This window comes from Halomonas sp. AOP22-C1-8 (assembly GCF_052378905.1).
Taxonomy (GTDB): domain Bacteria; phylum Pseudomonadota; class Gammaproteobacteria; order Pseudomonadales; family Halomonadaceae; genus Vreelandella; species Vreelandella citrativorans.
The window spans coordinates 1-15473 of sequence record NZ_JBQSYD010000044.1 but is presented as its reverse complement, the minus strand read 5'-3'; the positions used below and the strand labels follow the sequence as shown (position 1 = coordinate 15473).

Genomic DNA, 15473 nt, shown 5'->3' with positions numbered 1-15473 from the left:
TAGAGCTTCAAAAAAGTCATAAAAACTTACCGTCAAGATAGACAAGTCTGATTTTTAACTAAATTTGACTTAGATCAAGCCTAAAATCATCTTCTCCCCTCATGGCTTTAGCTATAACTCTCATTGCCGATAAAAGTAAGCAAGCCACTAATGCACAGTCACACGCGCAGGTTATGGTCAGCTTTTCAACGTCGTTGTCATAAATTATCCTTTTCATGTGAGAAAACATAATGCTGAAGGTATTACACCGTATTACTATAGGCCGTAAGTTTATTCTGGTTCTCGCCTTGCCATTGCTAGCCATGACCTGGCTAGCAGTGTCAGGTATTTTAGAACGTAAAGCGATTGTGTCTGAAATGAATCATCTTCAGGAGATGACGGTACTGAGCCAGTATGCCGGTGACCTGGTTCATGAACTTCAGCGCGAGCGTGGTATGACAGCCGCCTTTTTAGGCAGCCGCGGGCAAAACTTTCGCACTGAGCTGCCTAGCCAGCGCAAGGTGACCGACGGACAGATTGAGAAGTTCAATCTTTATACCGAAAACCTTATCTTTTCTGAAGATGACACAAGCGTTCAAGAGCAGGTAGTTCAAGCTAAACAAATTTTGCATGAGATAAACACACTCCGTTTGCGCGCCGACAGGCTGGAAATACCAGGCGAGCAATCCAACCGTTATTATACGGACATTAATGATTTTTTAATCAACATTGTCAGCCAACTTACCTTTAGCGTTGAGCGCGGGGAAATTGTTCGACAGCTCAACGCTTATTACAATTTGTTAAATATAAAAGAACTAGCGGGTATTGAGCGGGCCATGTTAACAACCGCTTTTAGTGCAGACGCCATGTCTTCTACCGCGTTCGCCAATTTGCTGTCGATCACAGGCCGATCAGAAGCATACCTTAAAACGTTTAATCAGCTTTCCAATGCCAGCCTGCAGAGCGAGCTGGCAGCTATACTGGAAAGTGATCTTGCTAAAACGCTTGCTGACATGCGACGTACCGCGGTGGAGCAAGGCACGGCTGGAGATTTCAATATCAATCACCAGCAGTGGTTTGACCAACAAACCATGCTGATTGACAGCCAGGCGGAAGTAGGACGAGAAGCGGCCGATCTTCTGCTTGAAACAGCCCAGAGCTTGCGTGACAACGCGGTCAGCGAGCTGGCGTATTATCTGGCGTGCTCCTTAGCGGCGGCTCTGTTAGCGGTTCTGCTTTCTGTGCTCATTGTCCGCAGTATTGTACGCCCGCTAAAAATAGCGCTTGAAAACATCCAGGCACGTGGAGGGGACCTGACTCAGCGCTTGGCGATTCCAGGAAGCGATGAGTTGTCACAGCTTTATCAGACGTTCAACGAATCAACGGCTAAAACGGAAGAGCTGGTGGCCAGCATCAAGCAGGGTGCTCAGTCTGTCGAAGTTGCCAGCAAGGAGATTGCCAAGGGGAATGCAGACCTTGCCCAGCGCACCGAAGAGCAATCTGCGTCGCTTGTGGAAACGGCATCCAGCATGGAGCAGATTACGGCCACCGTGAAGCAAAGTGCAGATACGGCTCAGGAAGCACGTCGTTCTACACAGGACATGGCAAGCCAGGCAAATTCCGCTAACGATATAGCCGAACGGGCGCGTATGGCGATGGAGCAGATCCATGAAGCCAATCAGCAAGTCACCGCGATAGTAGAAGCCATCGATAACATCGCTTTCCAGACCAATATCCTTGCCTTGAATGCCTCCGTAGAAGCCGCAAGAGCCGGGGAGCAAGGGCGTGGATTTGCAGTGGTAGCCTCAGAGGTACGTAACCTGGCAAGCCGAAGTGCAGAAGAAGCCAAGCAGATTCGAAAGCTGATCGATAATAACGTTAAAAGTATAGAAGACGGGGAAGAGCTTGTTACCTCAACAAGCGATACGCTAAAAAACATTGCAGAACGCGCTCAGCATACGGCTGCTTTGGTGTCAGAAATATCCGCAGCAACCACCGAACAGTCATCAGGCATTGAGCAAATTAATCAGGCGTTAACCCAGTTGGAAGAAGTCACTCAGCAGAATGCTGCGCTGGTCGAGCAGGTCGCCACAGCGAGCCGCTCACTGGATGACCAAGCAGGCGACATGGCCAGCATGGTAGGTCGCTTTAAGGTCACCGAGGAAAGTAATACATTCGCATTGGCGCATCACAGCTACTGAGACCCTTTCATGAAACACCCGCCGACGAAACATGGCGGGGCGTTTCATGAATGACGTGCCCATCATGAATGGCCTATCCAGCGCTCATTTGCCTGCAAGATCAGCTCAGAGTGAGTCATGTGCAAATATCTCCCTGAGCCTGCTAACAGGCATGCCTGCCCTCATGGTATTCGGTGCGCTCGCACTGGTGCACTTCATTGTTCATCTGCGCTTTTTTCCTACATATTGGCTAGGCTAAATCGCACCGGGACGCTCTAAAGCGTATCCTCTTCACCACACTGATCGTGCTTATCATCGTGGCCGGTACGATCTGGATGCTATGGGACCAACATGCCCGCATGATGGGATAGTTCGCAACGAGCCATACTTATGACCAACGTCGCCATCTTTATTGATACACAAAACGTCTACTACACCACGCGGGATGCATATCGGAGAAACTTTGATTACAACCGGTTTTGGGCGCAAGCCACCGCGGGCAGAGACGTGGTGGGTGCGTTCTGCTATGCCATTGATAAAGGCGATAAGAAACAGCGCGAGTTTCAAAATATACTCAGAGCCATTGGTTTTGAGGTGAAGCTAAAACCGTTTATTCAACGCGCCGACGGCTCTGCCAAGGGCGATTGGGATGTGGGTATTGCGCTGGATGCCATCGAGTACGCAGAGCACGCCGACGTTATCGTACTGGTAACGGGTGATGGCGATTTTGACCTGCTGGTGAATAAAATTCGCGTCAAGTATGGGAAAAAAGTAGAGGTGTATGGCGTTCCCCAGCTCACCGCTGCGTCATTAATGAACGAGGCGAGCACATTTATTCCCATTACGGAAGACCTGCTGCTTCGCTAATTCTTGCGCCTGCCCCGCTCATCTCAAGCCACATATCTGCGCCTAAGCCGCACCGCATCAAGGGGTGCCTTCCCTTGGCGTGTCAGTGTCAGCACAGGCGGGTAGCGCCATTACAACACGTAGCCCGCCACCGGCTCGGTTTTTGAGTGCCAGCCTGCCGCGATGCGCCATTACGATACTGCGCACAATTGATCACTCAAGTCAGCACGAAAACGGCGTGGTAACCCCTACGCGGGCGTGGTGTATGACCTCACGGACAATCACTCGCTATATGCAAGCTACACCAGCACATTCACGCCGCAAACCCGTGAAACCACCAGCGGCGCCACGGTTAAACCCATCGTGGGCGACAGCTATGAAACCGATGGCATCGACCTGGAGATCGCCGGCTCTTTGACGCCCAACTGGAATGTTTACGGTGGCTACACTTACCTGCACTTCCGCCGTGTGGACTCGGATGGCCGCAGCGACCCATCGCATCTGTTCAAGCTTTCCACTACGTATGAACCGTCCGGTTTCTTGAACCGCATGACCTTCGGCGGCGGTGTGTACGCGCAAAGCAACACCCATGCGATATCAGGCCCGGCAGGCCAACCTACAAACGGCGTCAGCACAGGTTCCACTGCCGTCAACTGGCCCGGCTACGCCATCGTTAACGCCATGGCAAAATACGATATCAACGATGAAACCAGCGTAACGCTTAACGTCGACAACCTGCTCGACCAACGCTACTACAACCGCTACGGCTTACGGCGCCCCACGTAGTGCCTCGCTTACGTTGAGGACTGAGTTTTAAGGGGTTTAGAGTAAATGAGGCAGCCGCGCGATTGCGCGGCTTTTTATTGAGCTACATAACTTCTAAATCTTGCACTAAAACCATGGATCTAATTTAAATGTTGCTCAAAAAGCAACAAAGATAACGTTCCTGCTTCTCCTTTCCACCCGTGAAGTCACTTAGGGTTAGTCTTCCTAATAACGTTGCCAATAGGCACATCAATAACGGCAAGGACAGGCAATGTTTACCGATAAGCAAATACAAGATGCAATCGTTCTGCGACAAACTCTCCACAAGCAGCCTGAGCTTAAATACCAAGAAACCCAAACCGCCAAGCTAGCCGCCGAACGATTACGCGCGCTTGGCTACAAGGTAACTGAGGGTATTGCGACAACAGGGATCCTGGCGGAACTGGATACCGGCCGCGAAGGTCCTGTGATCGCGTTTCGTGCTGATATGGACGCGCTTCCTATTCACGAAGCCAATACGTTTGGCCATCGTTCGCAGAATGAAGGTCTTATGCACGCCTGCGGACATGACGGACACACCGCCACGCTACTACTCGCCGCCGAAGTCATCATGGAAAAGCGTGATGAACTGTGTGGGCATCTCAAGTTGCTTTTTCAACCAGCGGAAGAAGGCGGCAACGGTGCGGATGCGATGGTCAAGGCTGGGGTGCTTGAAAACCCTAGAGTGGAAGCCGTATTTGGCTACCACAATCGCCCCGGCTTTCCTGAAGGCCAACTGTTCGTAAAGCCCGGTCCGGCTATGGGTGGCAACGACACGTTCAAAGTCATCATCGAGGGCGTCTCTGGCCATGCGGCCATGCCTCACTTGGCCATTGATCCGATCTACGTTGGCGCCTCGCTAGTACAACAATTGCAAGGGTTGGTGGCCCGTCACAAATCACCCTTGGAATCCGGTGTGATTACCGTAGCGTCCTTTCATGCAGGCGATGCAGCCAACGTAATCCCCGGCGCCGCAGAGCTCGTGGTGAATATTAGAAGTGACCGCCCCTCATCCCGCGATGCGCTGGCTGGCAAGCTTGAGCAGGTCACTAAAGGCGTGTGTGATGCCCATGGCGCCAGCTTCAAACTTGAACACATTCACCAGATTCCACCACTATCCAATGATCCCGAATGGTCTGAACGGGTGTTAGCACTCGCCTCCAAATATGTAGTCAGTAACGACATTCAGCAGTTGGATTACATGCCCACCATGGGTGCCGAAGACTTTGCGTTCTACCTACAGGAAGTGCCTGGCTGCTTTTTCTTCGTCGGTAACGGCGACAGCGCTTATCTTCACAACGAACACTACGACTTTAACGACAACATATTACAGGTAGCAGGTGGCATGTTTGTTGCTTTAGCAAAAGGGCTACTGTTACGCAGCTGACAACCTTTTTACAACCAAAAAATTTCTAAAAACAAGGGTTAACACTATGCAGTCTGTACTCGCTTCTATTGAACGCGTAGGTAACAAACTTCCTCATCCGTTCATCCTATTTACCATCCTCGCCGTAGTGGTTGTAGTTATCTCAGCCATGCTCGCCACGTTTGGCGTCTCGGCGATCAACCCACAAACCGGCGACACCGTCTATGTCCAAAGCCTGCTATCAGGCGATGGTTTAGAATTCATGCTGACCAGTGTGGTCAGTAACTTCGTCAATTTCCCACCGCTTGGGCTTATTTTGGTGGTGATGTTCGGTATTGGCTTGGCCGATAAGGTCGGCCTGATGTCGACGCTGATGCAGGTAAGCGTCGCCAAAGCCCCGCCCTCACTGCTAACCTTCTGCGTATTTTTGGCGGGCATCTGCGGCAGTATTGCTTCTGATGCCAACTACCTGATTTTGATACCGCTGGCCGCCATGCTGTATCACTCGGTGGGCCGTCACCCTATTGCGGGCGCTGCCGCAGCCTACGCCGCCGCCGGTGCAGGTTTTGATGCCAGCCTGTTTATTACTGTCGGGGACGCGCTGTTTGCCGGCATCACTACCGAAGCAGCACGGTTGGTCGATCCTGATGCCTATATTTCGCCAGTTGATAACTACTATTTTGTGGCCTGCTCAGTATTCGTGCTTGCCATTGCGGGTACGCTGATTATCGATAAGGTGGTTGAACCGCGGCTCACGCGCACGCTGCCGATGAGCAAGGATTTTAAGACGGATATCGTCAAGCCGGAGTTAACACCGGAAGAGAAGTTAGGCCTTAAGCGGGTCGGCTTCGCCACCTTGATCTATCTGGCGCTGATCCTGATTGCCGTTATTCCTGAAGCATCCCCGCTGCGTAACGAAGAGGGCGGGCTAATTCCGTCACCTTTCCTACGCTCGCTGGTGCCACTCATGTTTGGCTATTTCGTGACCATCGGCCTAGTGTACGGCATTACCACCGGCAAGATAACGACCAGCCGCGACGTCCCCCAGCGCATGGCCGAATCAGCAAGCGACTTGGCGCCCACGCTGGTGCTGTTCTTCGCCATTGCACAGTTCATCGCCTACTTCCGCTGGTCGGAGCTTGGTCAGTACATTGCCATCGAGGGTTCGAACATTCTGCAGAGCACCGGCTTTACCGGCCTGCCGCTGGTGGGGGCATTCATTGCCATGAGTGCGGTACTCAACGTGTTCATGACCAGCGGCTCGGCCCAGTGGGCGCTGATGGCCCCAGTATTCGTGCCGATGCTGATGATGATCGATTTCGACCCCGCTTTCGTACTGGCCATGTTCCGCATCGGTGATTCCAGCACCAATATCATTTCCCCCATGAGCCCGTACTTCTCGGTTGCCCTGGTGTACATGCAGCGCTACAAGCCGGACATGGGGCTGGGCACGCTGATAGCCACCATGCTGCCGCTAGCGGTTACCTTCCTGCTCGCCTGGTCCGCCTTTTTGATGTTCTGGCTAGCCATGGGGTGGCCGATCGGCCCCGGCGTTTACATGATGGCGAACTGATTACTGCATCGTCAGCATCAGCTTCCATAAATAGTCGGCAGCGGGTGAAAGCCTTCTGCCGACTCTTCTTACCAGATTGCCCTGACTGCTGGCTGCCAGTGGGTGCGCCACGGGAATTGCTCTGAGCTGCCCTTCGTCCACCTCATTGCGTGCAGCCGCCGCGGTCATGAACGACACCCCAATACCGGCACTCGCCATGCGCCGTGAAACAGAATGCAGGTTGCAACGGTAGGCGGGCGTGGCGGGTTGCCCGGCGGCGCTAAACAACGCATTTACAAACTGCTGCGACCCCGATACATCGGGCAGAAAAATAAGCTTGTGCTGCAAAAGCTCTGCTACCGTAACACTCTCCTGCCGGGCCAGCGGATGAAAAGGTGCCACCAGGGCACATAGCGGGCCGCGCTCAAAGGAGTGTACCACCAGCCTCGGATCCGAGATTGGCCCATAGGTAATCGCAATATCCACCTCGTCGTTGGCCACCATCTCGTGGGGCTCACGGGGGTAGTAGATGCCCGTTTTGATCTCGATCAGCACGTCCGGGTAATGTTCGGAGACGCGCTTCATCACGTAGTTGATAAAGCTATCCACAAACCCATCGCCCACCGAAACCACGACCTTCCCCGCCTGTAGATTGCGCAACCGGGAAAGCGTATCCCCCAGCTCCGAGTTGAGCCGCCGCTGGGCAAGAAAGCTATCCACCACCAGCAGCCCCGCCTCGGTTAACATCATATGGCGCCCCTGCCGCTCTAATAGCGCCATTCCCAGCTCTCGCTCAAGGCTGCGAACCTGCCGACTCACCACGGAGGGGTTAATATGCAAATGCTCAGCCGCCGCGCGAATACCGCCGCAACTGCTTACTTCCAGCAGGTAGAAGGCGCGTTTATCGAGTATGTTCATTGGTAACTCGTATAGGCTGAGAGATTATAAAATGTGCTAATGAGTTAGCATCTGGCATCGTATCGTTCTCAATGCAACGAAGCGATATCGGTGATAGGAGCAGGCGGTGATAACGCCAGACTCAATTTCATAGCGCGCACCTCCTCTGCAGGTGGCTGACCAAATAGCCGCTTGAACTCCCTGCTGAACTGGGAAGGGCTTTCATAGCCTACCCGGCTCGCCGCAGCAGCGGCGGTCAATCCATCACGAATCATCAACAGCCGCGCATGGTGCAAGCGCGTCGATTTGATGTACTGGATAGGCGAGGTTTGAGTGACGGATTTGAAGTGCGCATGAAACGCCGGAGCGCTCATTCCCACCTCATGGGCGAGCGTGCCCACTTCCAGCGGAGCGGCGTAATGTACATGGATGCGGCGTAGCGCCTTGGCTATCTTCCCGAACTGCCCATAGTGGGATAACGCCGAGCGAACGCTTCCGCCCTGCTCGCCGGTCAGTACCCGGTAGCAAATCTCTCTCACGATGGACGGTGCTAGAATGCGTGCATCCGCAGGCGTTGCCAGCGCATCCAGCAAGCGTAGCGTTGCACCGGCAAGCGATTGATCAAGCGGTGTGGAAAGCATGCCGCGGGGTGGGGTTGGCTGAACATCGACCGTTTCATCCAGCTGGGTGACAAGCTCTGCAATGACCGCTGTATCAAGGCGGATCGCAATCCCCAGCATCGGTACGTCAGGGCTCGCCTCTGTCTCTGAAATAAACGGCAGAGGTACCGCTAGCACCAGATAGTGATGCGCATCATAAAGATACACTTCGCTGCCCAGATAGCCCCGCTTACGCCCCTGGCAGATGATGACGATGCTCGGCTCATATAGCACCGGGGTGTTTTTGAGCGTCCGGTTTGAGCGCATCAGGCGCACCTCATCCACCAGCGACTGGGTATATCCCTCGCGCGGGGCGAGTTGATATAACCGTTCGATTATCCGGCGCTGCACTACCGCATCGCTACTCGCTACCATGAGCAACCTCGTTCAATGCTCTCACTATTCGCCCTCGTTGATCGCCACTGAGACTGCCAGTGTCTGAGCCAACATAAGAGTAATAGTATAGGCTGTTGGGTCAGTTTCCTGCCTCCAGCCCGCCAATTAATAGCTTTAGGCAAGCATGCAAGAGGATCGTCTATATTGCCGTTCGTGGGCATCCCCTACGCTTTCCCTGTACTTTCCCACAACAGGAAAAACGCATGACCAGCCTATCGAACGTCCCCTCTAAAGTTGTTTTATTGACCGGCGCCAGCAGCGGTATTGGTGAAGCCACGGCCCGCGAACTGGCCAAGCAAGGCCATCGCCTAATTATTGGTGCGCGACGTACCGACCGACTGGAAGCACTGGCGCGCGAATTGTGTGCCAACGGCAGCACAGTTGATTACCAGGCCCTGGATGTCACTAGCCGTGAAGATATGCAGGCGTTTGCCGAGTTTGCGATCACCACCCATGGCCGCATCGATGTCATCATCAATAATGCAGGCGTTATGCCACTTTCCCCGCTGGCAGCGCTCAAGGTAGATGAGTGGAACCGCATGATCGATGTGAACATTCGTGGCGTACTAAACGGAATCGCGGCGGTTCTTCCCACCATGCAGGCGCAACAGGCGGGGCAGGTTATCAACATCTCCTCCATCGGCGGGCTGAGTGTCGTGCCCACCGCCGCCGTGTACTGCGCGACCAAATACGCCGTGCGCGCCATTTCTGACGGCCTGCGCCAGGAAACCAACTGCCTGCGCGTCACCTGCGTTTATCCCGGCGTTGTGGAGTCGGAGTTGGCCAACACCATCACCGACAAGGAAGCCGCCGAGGCCATGGAAGCTTACCGCCAGATTGCCCTTAAACCCGAGGCCATTGCTGCCGCCATCGCCCATGCTATCAACCAGCCTGACGACGTCGACACCAGCGATATTGTGGTGCGGCCTACTGCTAGTCAGTAGTTTTTTAGTGGTGAAACGTGCCTGGGTATCGGGCTGAGGTGGTAATCAGGCACGTCCTTGGTGAGCGTTAAGGCACTTTCCGAGGGTGTAATTACTGTATCTAGAGAATTAGCATCAAGCTGGAGAACGAACATCTAACGGCCACATCTGCTTAAGCCGATTAACCGTATGCGACCACTTAGGCGCGGTAGGCTTGCACACCGTATTTTGATTACCAAACAGCCCCACTTCGCTGAACGCCTGCGCACGCTCGACGGTATAGAGCCAGCGCACCGGCACCAGGTACTCAGCGTTGTCTTCCTCGTCATTAAGCTCTTGATACAAGTGCGGGTAATCATCTGGACGCACTATATCGAGTAACGTTTTGGGGCCGTTTTCCGTTTCAAACGGGTATTCCGTGGCCTGGCTGCGCTCGCCGATAACCTCTCCAACGCCCACGTAACCTGTTTTAGGGATATTGACCCACACCCGGTCGCCTTCTGAAAGCATTGCCAGCGTTTTGGAATACCACGTAGCACCGCCACCGGCGATAAAACCCAAGCGCCGAGCAAGCTCCCACGGCCGGTCGTCACCAAATGAGGCGTAGAACTCGCCGTTCCACGGTTCTTTATTGGCTTTACGTGCTACCGGCTTAGGCGGCTCATCAGGGTCAATCATCCAGGCGCGGCTGAGATAGCGATTGCCGTTATCTTCAAACGCGGAGAAGAACATGGCATTGATGGACAGCTGGGCGTGTTCGTTCAGGTAGTTGATAATGCGCTCGCTGCTGGCATCCAACTGCGTAGCGACCACGACCAGTTGATGGCTCTCGTTGAGTGTCACACTATCCAGCGCCATACCAAACTTGGCCTCAAAGGCTTCGCCCAAAGTGACAAGCGTACGCCCATAGCACTCGGCAAACTGCTGGTAAATATCAATCAACTGGTAATCGGCAAGTGTCACCACCCAAGAGGCGTAGTCGATAGCCTGAGCGACGACATCACGCGGGGTTTTATCGCGCTTTAGCTCTATCACAATTACCGTGCCGTTGGCGTCTACGGCCAGTAGATCGATCAGCTTACCAAAGCCGGTACGCACCTGACGGCCGATCAGCAGCCAGTCCCGATTCAGAATTGAGACATCCTGCATAATCTGCTCTTCCAGCAGGCTTTCATCCGCCAGCCCCGTTGGTAGCAGCTTTTGTGGAAGCGCGCCAGGAGTGTTCGCGAGCTTCCAGATTCCTTGCTCAATGGCCATAGTAATTTGCCACCCTACAGGTGTTAAAAAGTGTTGCCTTTCGAAACGTGGGCGCCTAGTATTTACGCCAACACGGCCCCTATCGGTGAAACTGCCACGCAGTAGCATTGCTTAGGGGTTTTTTATTGCCTTGCTTCCCATTCCCACTGCTCCCAGCCTTCTATAATTCCCATGCCTTTTAGATTTAGCCCTGCTTCGCGCAAATCTGGGAAACTGCTTAACAACTCTGATAAGCGGGCCCACCAAGTGCTCGTCGGGTTAACCGTCATCAATAGGTACTGAACAATACAGAACAGTAGGAAAGGACGCGCCTGAACATGGGAGTTTTGCCAGCCCAGGGAAAATAGAGAGGCCTCACTATGGGCGGGCTTACGCGGCTGGTCCGTCATATTGCGATTCCACAACCGACTATGATGGGCACATACATTGCGTAAATAATTCAAGCTGCGCAGCCAAGAAGCGAACACACGTCCGTTGCTAATGCCATAGCGGGCAGCAATGGCATCCTGCTCGTCTTCTCGCATTCCACCGAACAAGTGCGAGAGCGTGCCAAAGTCCCAGACCTCACTGGCAATCCAGATCGGCAGCGGCAACCCGTACTTCTTTTTATGGTGCTCAATAAAGGTTTCTCGAGAGCGATTGATTAACCGTGCATGGCTTTCCTGCCATTTATGCAGGGGCGTTACGCCTGTTTTCTGATCAATTTTATAGGCAAACTCATCGTGCAGCAGTGCAGGGCCCAAATAGGCATACGGGTCTAACCGCCCCAGCGTATGGGCAATATCTACTCTCAACGCCACCTCAATACGCTCAAGACCATCCAACGCGAGAAGGCGCAGCCGTTTATCAAACACATAAAGATCGACAGCCTGCTGGAAAGTCGTGCCGTACTTAAACGCGTCTAATGCCAGATAGTCCGTTTTGCCCTTTTTAAGCAGTGGCTTACCATATTTATTTAAAGGCGTGCAGGCACCTGAGCGCTGACGAAAAGCGAACCAGTATCCGCTTAACCGGTAGTAACCAATGCGTTGAAGATGAGCCAATGCACGCTGGTCGTCCGTGATGGTCAGACCACGATCTTTAAGCTGTTGCAATTGCTCAAGATGGCTAAGCCAAGGCTTAGTGTAATCGGTCATTGTTCTATCGCCTTTTCCACCATCGACTCGGCCAACTGACCACCGTCTGTTCACTCTTGAAAAGAAAACCATCACCGTTACAGGCGAATACAAAAGACATATTCAGCGTGACGGTATCGACCAGTGCGATGTATTTTGCACAAAACTACTTTTGTTGAGGCCCTTCTTATCCATTACAGATCCTGCTTGTCTGACGGGGTGGACATTGATTGTCCCAAGCTTACGACATCGTTTTCATGGAAGCATCAAAAGCGAAGAAATCTTCGGCACTCATCTTAATTGCGACTATGCTTCTTTTTTAGAGGCCGATTGCATAACAGCAATAGCTTCTACGCAAAGAACATAATAATTAATAGTGACGAGTAGGAGGTCAAATGGCAGTCAAACACACTCCGACAAACGAAGTACACAAAGGCACCAAGGGCGGTAAAACGGGATGCGGATTCGATACCCGTGAACACGCGTCTCACTGGGTAGCTACGTCAGAGCGTATTACCTGCGCCAAAAATGGCTGCAAGAATTAATAAACGCTAGCTAACAAAAAAGCCCACGACAGAGTCGTGGGCTTTTTTTCAGCAATTCTGGCGCGCCCGGCAGGATTTGAACCTGCGACCCTCGGCTTCGGAGGCCGATACTCTATCCAACTGAGCTACGGGCGCATTGGGTGCGTATCGTACCTGTGCGGGCGTGCTGTGTCTAGCCGCGCGGCGGCTTTACTGTTCGCTTAATTGACCGTTTTGCTTCGTGTGATGCATGCTTTGCAGGCACTTTCCTGTGGGTTAGCAGGAGATATGGCACAACGGTCTAATGTGGGACTATAAACAGCAAAGCGGGATAAACAGGGATGAACGGATTAATTTATAGCCGTAGATTCAGAAGGTTAAGATCACAGCGCCAGTATATAGCGCGAGCAGATTAGACACCAACAGTGCCAAAGACGCGCAAATCGAAGAAAAGGCCGTTCCTGAGTGGAGCGGCCTTTTTTGCGTCCTATTTGGCACCCAGCTAGACCTTGTCAAGCCTGTACCACTTACGGCCCATAGATTCAGTTACTAACACTGAGTAGGGTAGGCTTAGCTCAGTTGCAGCTTGCTTCGCTTTATCAAGGACTTCCACGCGAGTCGACTCGCCTATATAGTTATACTCACCATCAGGTAATTGGAATTCTTCACCATTGCCATTAAAGATGGTCTTAGTGAATCCTTTTCTCCTCATATTATCGTATAGCTTTTCGTAATCGTCCCACTCCCCGCCTTTCAGTACCATTCGCACCGTAAAAGAAGCCATTCAATCTCCTAACTCATTGTTTTAATTTATTTACAACCACCCAGCTGACCACACGGCCCGCCCGACGATCTCAAGCTCGTGCATGCGGTCACGCGGCACCGTCACCTTGTCATAAGCACTATTAGCACTGATTACACTCACGCCGTCAAAGTTACGCTGCAAGCGCTTGGCGTAGAGATGTCCATCCAGCCGCAAGATATAGATACCTTCACCCTCAATCGTCGTCCTGGTGTGGTCGATCAGTACCGTGTCGCCGTTGTGCAGTACTGGCTCCATGCTGTCGCCATCAATACGAATCGCTGAAAGGTGGTCTGGCGTCAGCCCCTGCTTACGCAGTGAGTAGCGCGTGAAGCTGATGTGCGTTAGCACACGGCACCCTTCATTCCAGGCACCATCGCCCGCGCTGCACTGAGCGTCATACAGCGGAACGAAGGCGTAATCATCCATACCTTTTACATCTATCGAATCGGTCTTCTCTTGGCCAAATGCAAGCCACTGTGGATCAACCTTTGAAGCCTCTGCAATCAGCATTAACCGATCTAAGGTCGGGTAGGTAGCCCCTGACAGATAACTTCGCAGTGTCGCCTCTGAAAGACCACATATCTTTGAAAATCCACGCAGACTATGTGATGCCATTGCCGTTTTAAGGCGATCTTTAAAGCATCCGATTCCTTGAGAGGGAATCGGATGCTCTTGATTGGTTTCATCTTTAGCATCCGATCCTACGTAACTCATTGAATTTCCTTGTTTGAGAATAAATATTCGCACATAGGCGAGGAAAAACTAATCGGATGCGATTATTTCCTCTTGATGTGCGTTTTTATTCGCGCTATGTTTATGGGGTAGCACAGGTTAGACACCCCAAAAAACGCCACCGAGGTGACGCCATGAACCACGAAATTCCTATCAATCCTTCCCAACGTTGGGAGTGGCTGAAATACCAGCTCCGCAGTCAGGGTTCTAGCTTGCGCAAGCTTAGCGACGAACTGGGCGTCACAGACAACGCAGTACAGCTAGCGAAGTACACGCCTTACCCACGGATGGAACGCGCTATTGCCAAAAAGCTTGGTTTTACCCCACAAGCTATTTGGCCAGAGCGTTGGAACCATGACGGTACACCGTGTCGTGAGCGCCCTAACCGTGCAGAAAAACTCACAACTGCAAAAACGCAAAAAAAGTATTGTGTAAACAATAGTAGCGTTTCTAACGCTTCAGCGCATCGTCAAATGGTGCGGGAGGCTTAGCCATGCGACGTGTCAAAGACGAACTTACTTTAGACATCTTTGCTGTTCCCGAGCCGGTCACTCCAACACCTGGTAGTGGCAACTATGCTGCTCAGGTCAGCGAGCTGGTGGGCATCGTGTTGAAAGATTGCCCCGTCGATCGGTATGAAGTGGCCGCGCAGATGAGCCGCTTTTCTGGCGATGACGTTTCCAAGCACATGCTTGATGCCTGGAGTTCTCCAGCACGCAGCGACCACAACATCCCTTTCTACCGCATTCCGCTTCTTGAGGAAGTGTGCCAAAGCCACGCCTTCACCGACTGGATCGTGCACCTACGTGGCGGGCGTGTGGCCTATGGCCGAGAGGCGCTTGCTGCCGAATACGGGAAGCTTTCCCGCGTTCAGGAAAAGGTAAATGCGGATCTGCGCAAGCTGAAAAAGCTGATGGGAGAAGAGGAATGAACTGGTACACCGCCAAAGAGCTGGCCGGGCTACCAGGTCTCCCCGGCACAGAACGTAATGTGCGTGAACACGCCAAGCGCCATGGCTGGGAGGGCCAGCAGCGCCTGGGCAGTAAAGCGGTTGAATACGCCTTTGCCGTTCTACCCACCGAAACCCAAAACGCACTGCTTTTGGCACAGACAGATAACGCCGCGCCTACGCCAGCCAGCACCGTAGTGCCCCAGCAGGAAGAACAGCGCCCAGGCCAGCAGCAGCTAACCGATGCCCAGCGCCAAGTGATGACCGCTCGCGTGGCGTTCGTTCGCGAGATCGAACGCATGAGCAAGATGGTCAGCCAACAGCGCGCTATCGAAACGTTAGTGGCTCACGCGAAAGAAGACGATCTAACGCCTTATCTAAAGCAGCGCGTCGTGATGGCCAACGACCGTAAAACAGAAACCCGCAACCTAAGCGAGCGCACCCTAAAGCGCTGGATCGCAGACTTTCGCAAGCACGGCGAACGCGGCC

Annotated in this window: 16 protein-coding genes and 1 tRNA gene; 10 read left to right on the top strand and 7 right to left on the bottom strand. The window is 52.9% G+C overall.

Annotation, left to right across the window (positions count from 1 at the left end; translation table 11 throughout):
* The first annotated feature begins 230 nt into the window (after positions 1–230).
* The 5 genes from ACT3TY_RS17180 to ACT3TY_RS17160 all read left to right on the top strand — a co-directional run bounded on the left by ACT3TY_RS17180 (position 231) and on the right by ACT3TY_RS17160 (position 6748).
* The gene (locus ACT3TY_RS17180) at positions 231–2180 is read left to right on the top strand and encodes a methyl-accepting chemotaxis protein (protein ID WP_444629015.1); all 1950 of its coding nucleotides are present in this window, start codon (positions 231–233) and stop codon (positions 2178–2180) included.
* Between the two features lie 369 nt (positions 2181–2549).
* Positions 2550–3026 carry an NYN domain-containing protein gene (locus ACT3TY_RS17175; RefSeq protein ID WP_444629014.1) on the top strand — a complete coding sequence of 159 codons (477 nt, stop codon included), beginning with the start codon at positions 2550–2552 and terminating at the stop codon, positions 3024–3026.
* Between the two features lie 240 nt (positions 3027–3266).
* Positions 3267–3791, top strand: a complete 525-nt coding sequence (locus ACT3TY_RS17170) for a TonB-dependent receptor domain-containing protein (RefSeq protein WP_319941240.1) — start codon at positions 3267–3269, stop codon at positions 3789–3791.
* Positions 3792–4041: 250 nt separating this feature from the next.
* Positions 4042–5196: a M20 metallopeptidase family protein gene (locus ACT3TY_RS17165; RefSeq protein ID WP_087110780.1), complete on the top strand. Its 1155-nt coding sequence runs from the start codon at positions 4042–4044 to the stop codon at positions 5194–5196.
* A gap of 46 nt (positions 5197–5242) precedes the next feature.
* Positions 5243–6748: an AbgT family transporter gene (locus ACT3TY_RS17160; RefSeq protein WP_087110778.1), complete on the top strand. Its 1506-nt coding sequence runs from the start codon at positions 5243–5245 to the stop codon at positions 6746–6748.
* On the opposite strand, the gene ACT3TY_RS17155 is transcribed toward ACT3TY_RS17160, so the two are convergent.
* Positions 6749–7645 (bottom strand): LysR family transcriptional regulator, encoded by an 897-nt coding sequence (locus tag ACT3TY_RS17155; RefSeq protein ID WP_087110776.1) that lies wholly within the window; start codon positions 7643–7645, stop codon positions 6749–6751.
* A gap of 68 nt (positions 7646–7713) precedes the next feature.
* Complete coding sequence (locus ACT3TY_RS17150) at positions 7714–8658, bottom strand: AraC family transcriptional regulator (RefSeq protein WP_087110774.1); 945 nt, start codon at positions 8656–8658, stop codon at positions 7714–7716.
* A gap of 224 nt (positions 8659–8882) precedes the next feature.
* Here ACT3TY_RS17150 and ACT3TY_RS17145 point away from each other — a divergent pair, with 224 nt between their 5' ends.
* Entirely contained in the window at positions 8883–9623 is a 741-nt protein-coding gene (locus ACT3TY_RS17145) for an SDR family oxidoreductase (protein WP_087110772.1), read from the top strand.
* 114 nt (positions 9624–9737) lie between these two features.
* On the opposite strand, the gene ACT3TY_RS17140 is transcribed toward ACT3TY_RS17145, so the two are convergent.
* Positions 9738–10859 carry an endonuclease NucS domain-containing protein gene (locus ACT3TY_RS17140; protein ID WP_087110770.1) on the bottom strand — a complete coding sequence of 374 codons (1122 nt, stop codon included), beginning with the start codon at positions 10857–10859 and terminating at the stop codon, positions 9738–9740.
* Between the two features lie 122 nt (positions 10860–10981).
* Positions 10982–11995 carry an Abi family protein gene (locus tag ACT3TY_RS17135; RefSeq protein WP_444629013.1) on the bottom strand — a complete coding sequence of 338 codons (1014 nt, stop codon included), beginning with the start codon at positions 11993–11995 and terminating at the stop codon, positions 10982–10984.
* Between the two features lie 374 nt (positions 11996–12369).
* On the opposite strand from ACT3TY_RS17135, the gene ACT3TY_RS17130 reads away from it, so the two are divergent.
* Positions 12370–12519 (top strand): hypothetical protein, encoded by a 150-nt coding sequence (locus tag ACT3TY_RS17130; protein WP_193053397.1) that lies wholly within the window; start codon positions 12370–12372, stop codon positions 12517–12519.
* 58 nt (positions 12520–12577) lie between these two features.
* Here ACT3TY_RS17130 and ACT3TY_RS17125 read toward each other — a convergent pair.
* The 3 genes from ACT3TY_RS17125 to ACT3TY_RS17115 form a co-directional block, all read right to left on the bottom strand.
* Positions 12578–12654, bottom strand: a tRNA-Arg gene (locus ACT3TY_RS17125).
* 346 nt (positions 12655–13000) lie between these two features.
* Positions 13001–13282 (bottom strand): hypothetical protein, encoded by a 282-nt coding sequence (locus ACT3TY_RS17120; RefSeq protein WP_444629012.1) that lies wholly within the window; start codon positions 13280–13282, stop codon positions 13001–13003.
* A 30-nt stretch (positions 13283–13312) separates the two neighbouring features.
* The gene (locus tag ACT3TY_RS17115; RefSeq protein ID WP_444629011.1) at positions 13313–14017 is read right to left on the bottom strand and encodes an XRE family transcriptional regulator; all 705 of its coding nucleotides are present in this window, start codon (positions 14015–14017) and stop codon (positions 13313–13315) included.
* A 152-nt stretch (positions 14018–14169) separates the two neighbouring features.
* Between ACT3TY_RS17115 and ACT3TY_RS17110 the strand changes: the two genes are divergently transcribed.
* The 3 genes from ACT3TY_RS17110 to ACT3TY_RS17100 form a co-directional block, all read left to right on the top strand.
* Positions 14170–14526 (top strand): helix-turn-helix domain-containing protein, encoded by a 357-nt coding sequence (locus tag ACT3TY_RS17110; protein ID WP_444629010.1) that lies wholly within the window; start codon positions 14170–14172, stop codon positions 14524–14526.
* Between the two features lie 2 nt (positions 14527–14528).
* Positions 14529–14966 carry a hypothetical protein gene (locus ACT3TY_RS17105; RefSeq protein ID WP_444629009.1) on the top strand — a complete coding sequence of 146 codons (438 nt, stop codon included), beginning with the start codon at positions 14529–14531 and terminating at the stop codon, positions 14964–14966.
* Positions 14963–15473 (top strand): DNA-binding protein (locus ACT3TY_RS17100; protein ID WP_444629008.1); only part of this gene is annotated, 511 nt, incomplete at its 3' end. The genes ACT3TY_RS17105 and ACT3TY_RS17100, both read left to right, overlap by 4 nt.

Coding starts and splice junctions, on each gene's coding strand:
- ACT3TY_RS17135 (WP_444629013.1), bottom strand. CDS start 11,995: ATGACCGATTACACTAAGCCTTGGCTTAGCCATCTTGAGCAATTGCAA.
- ACT3TY_RS17160 (WP_087110778.1), top strand. CDS start 5,243: ATGCAGTCTGTACTCGCTTCTATTGAACGCGTAGGTAACAAACTTCCT.
- ACT3TY_RS17130 (WP_193053397.1), top strand. CDS start 12,370: ATGGCAGTCAAACACACTCCGACAAACGAAGTACACAAAGGCACCAAG.
- ACT3TY_RS17120 (WP_444629012.1), bottom strand. CDS start 13,282: ATGGCTTCTTTTACGGTGCGAATGGTACTGAAAGGCGGGGAGTGGGAC.
- ACT3TY_RS17110 (WP_444629010.1), top strand. CDS start 14,170: ATGAACCACGAAATTCCTATCAATCCTTCCCAACGTTGGGAGTGGCTG.
- ACT3TY_RS17175 (WP_444629014.1), top strand. CDS start 2,550: ATGACCAACGTCGCCATCTTTATTGATACACAAAACGTCTACTACACC.
- ACT3TY_RS17165 (WP_087110780.1), top strand. CDS start 4,042: ATGTTTACCGATAAGCAAATACAAGATGCAATCGTTCTGCGACAAACT.
- ACT3TY_RS17105 (WP_444629009.1), top strand. CDS start 14,529: ATGCGACGTGTCAAAGACGAACTTACTTTAGACATCTTTGCTGTTCCC.
- ACT3TY_RS17140 (WP_087110770.1), bottom strand. CDS start 10,859: ATGGCCATTGAGCAAGGAATCTGGAAGCTCGCGAACACTCCTGGCGCG.
- ACT3TY_RS17155 (WP_087110776.1), bottom strand. CDS start 7,645: ATGAACATACTCGATAAACGCGCCTTCTACCTGCTGGAAGTAAGCAGT.
- ACT3TY_RS17145 (WP_087110772.1), top strand. CDS start 8,883: ATGACCAGCCTATCGAACGTCCCCTCTAAAGTTGTTTTATTGACCGGC.
- ACT3TY_RS17180 (WP_444629015.1), top strand. CDS start 231: ATGCTGAAGGTATTACACCGTATTACTATAGGCCGTAAGTTTATTCTG.
- ACT3TY_RS17150 (WP_087110774.1), bottom strand. CDS start 8,658: ATGGTAGCGAGTAGCGATGCGGTAGTGCAGCGCCGGATAATCGAACGG.
- ACT3TY_RS17115 (WP_444629011.1), bottom strand. CDS start 14,017: ATGAGTTACGTAGGATCGGATGCTAAAGATGAAACCAATCAAGAGCAT.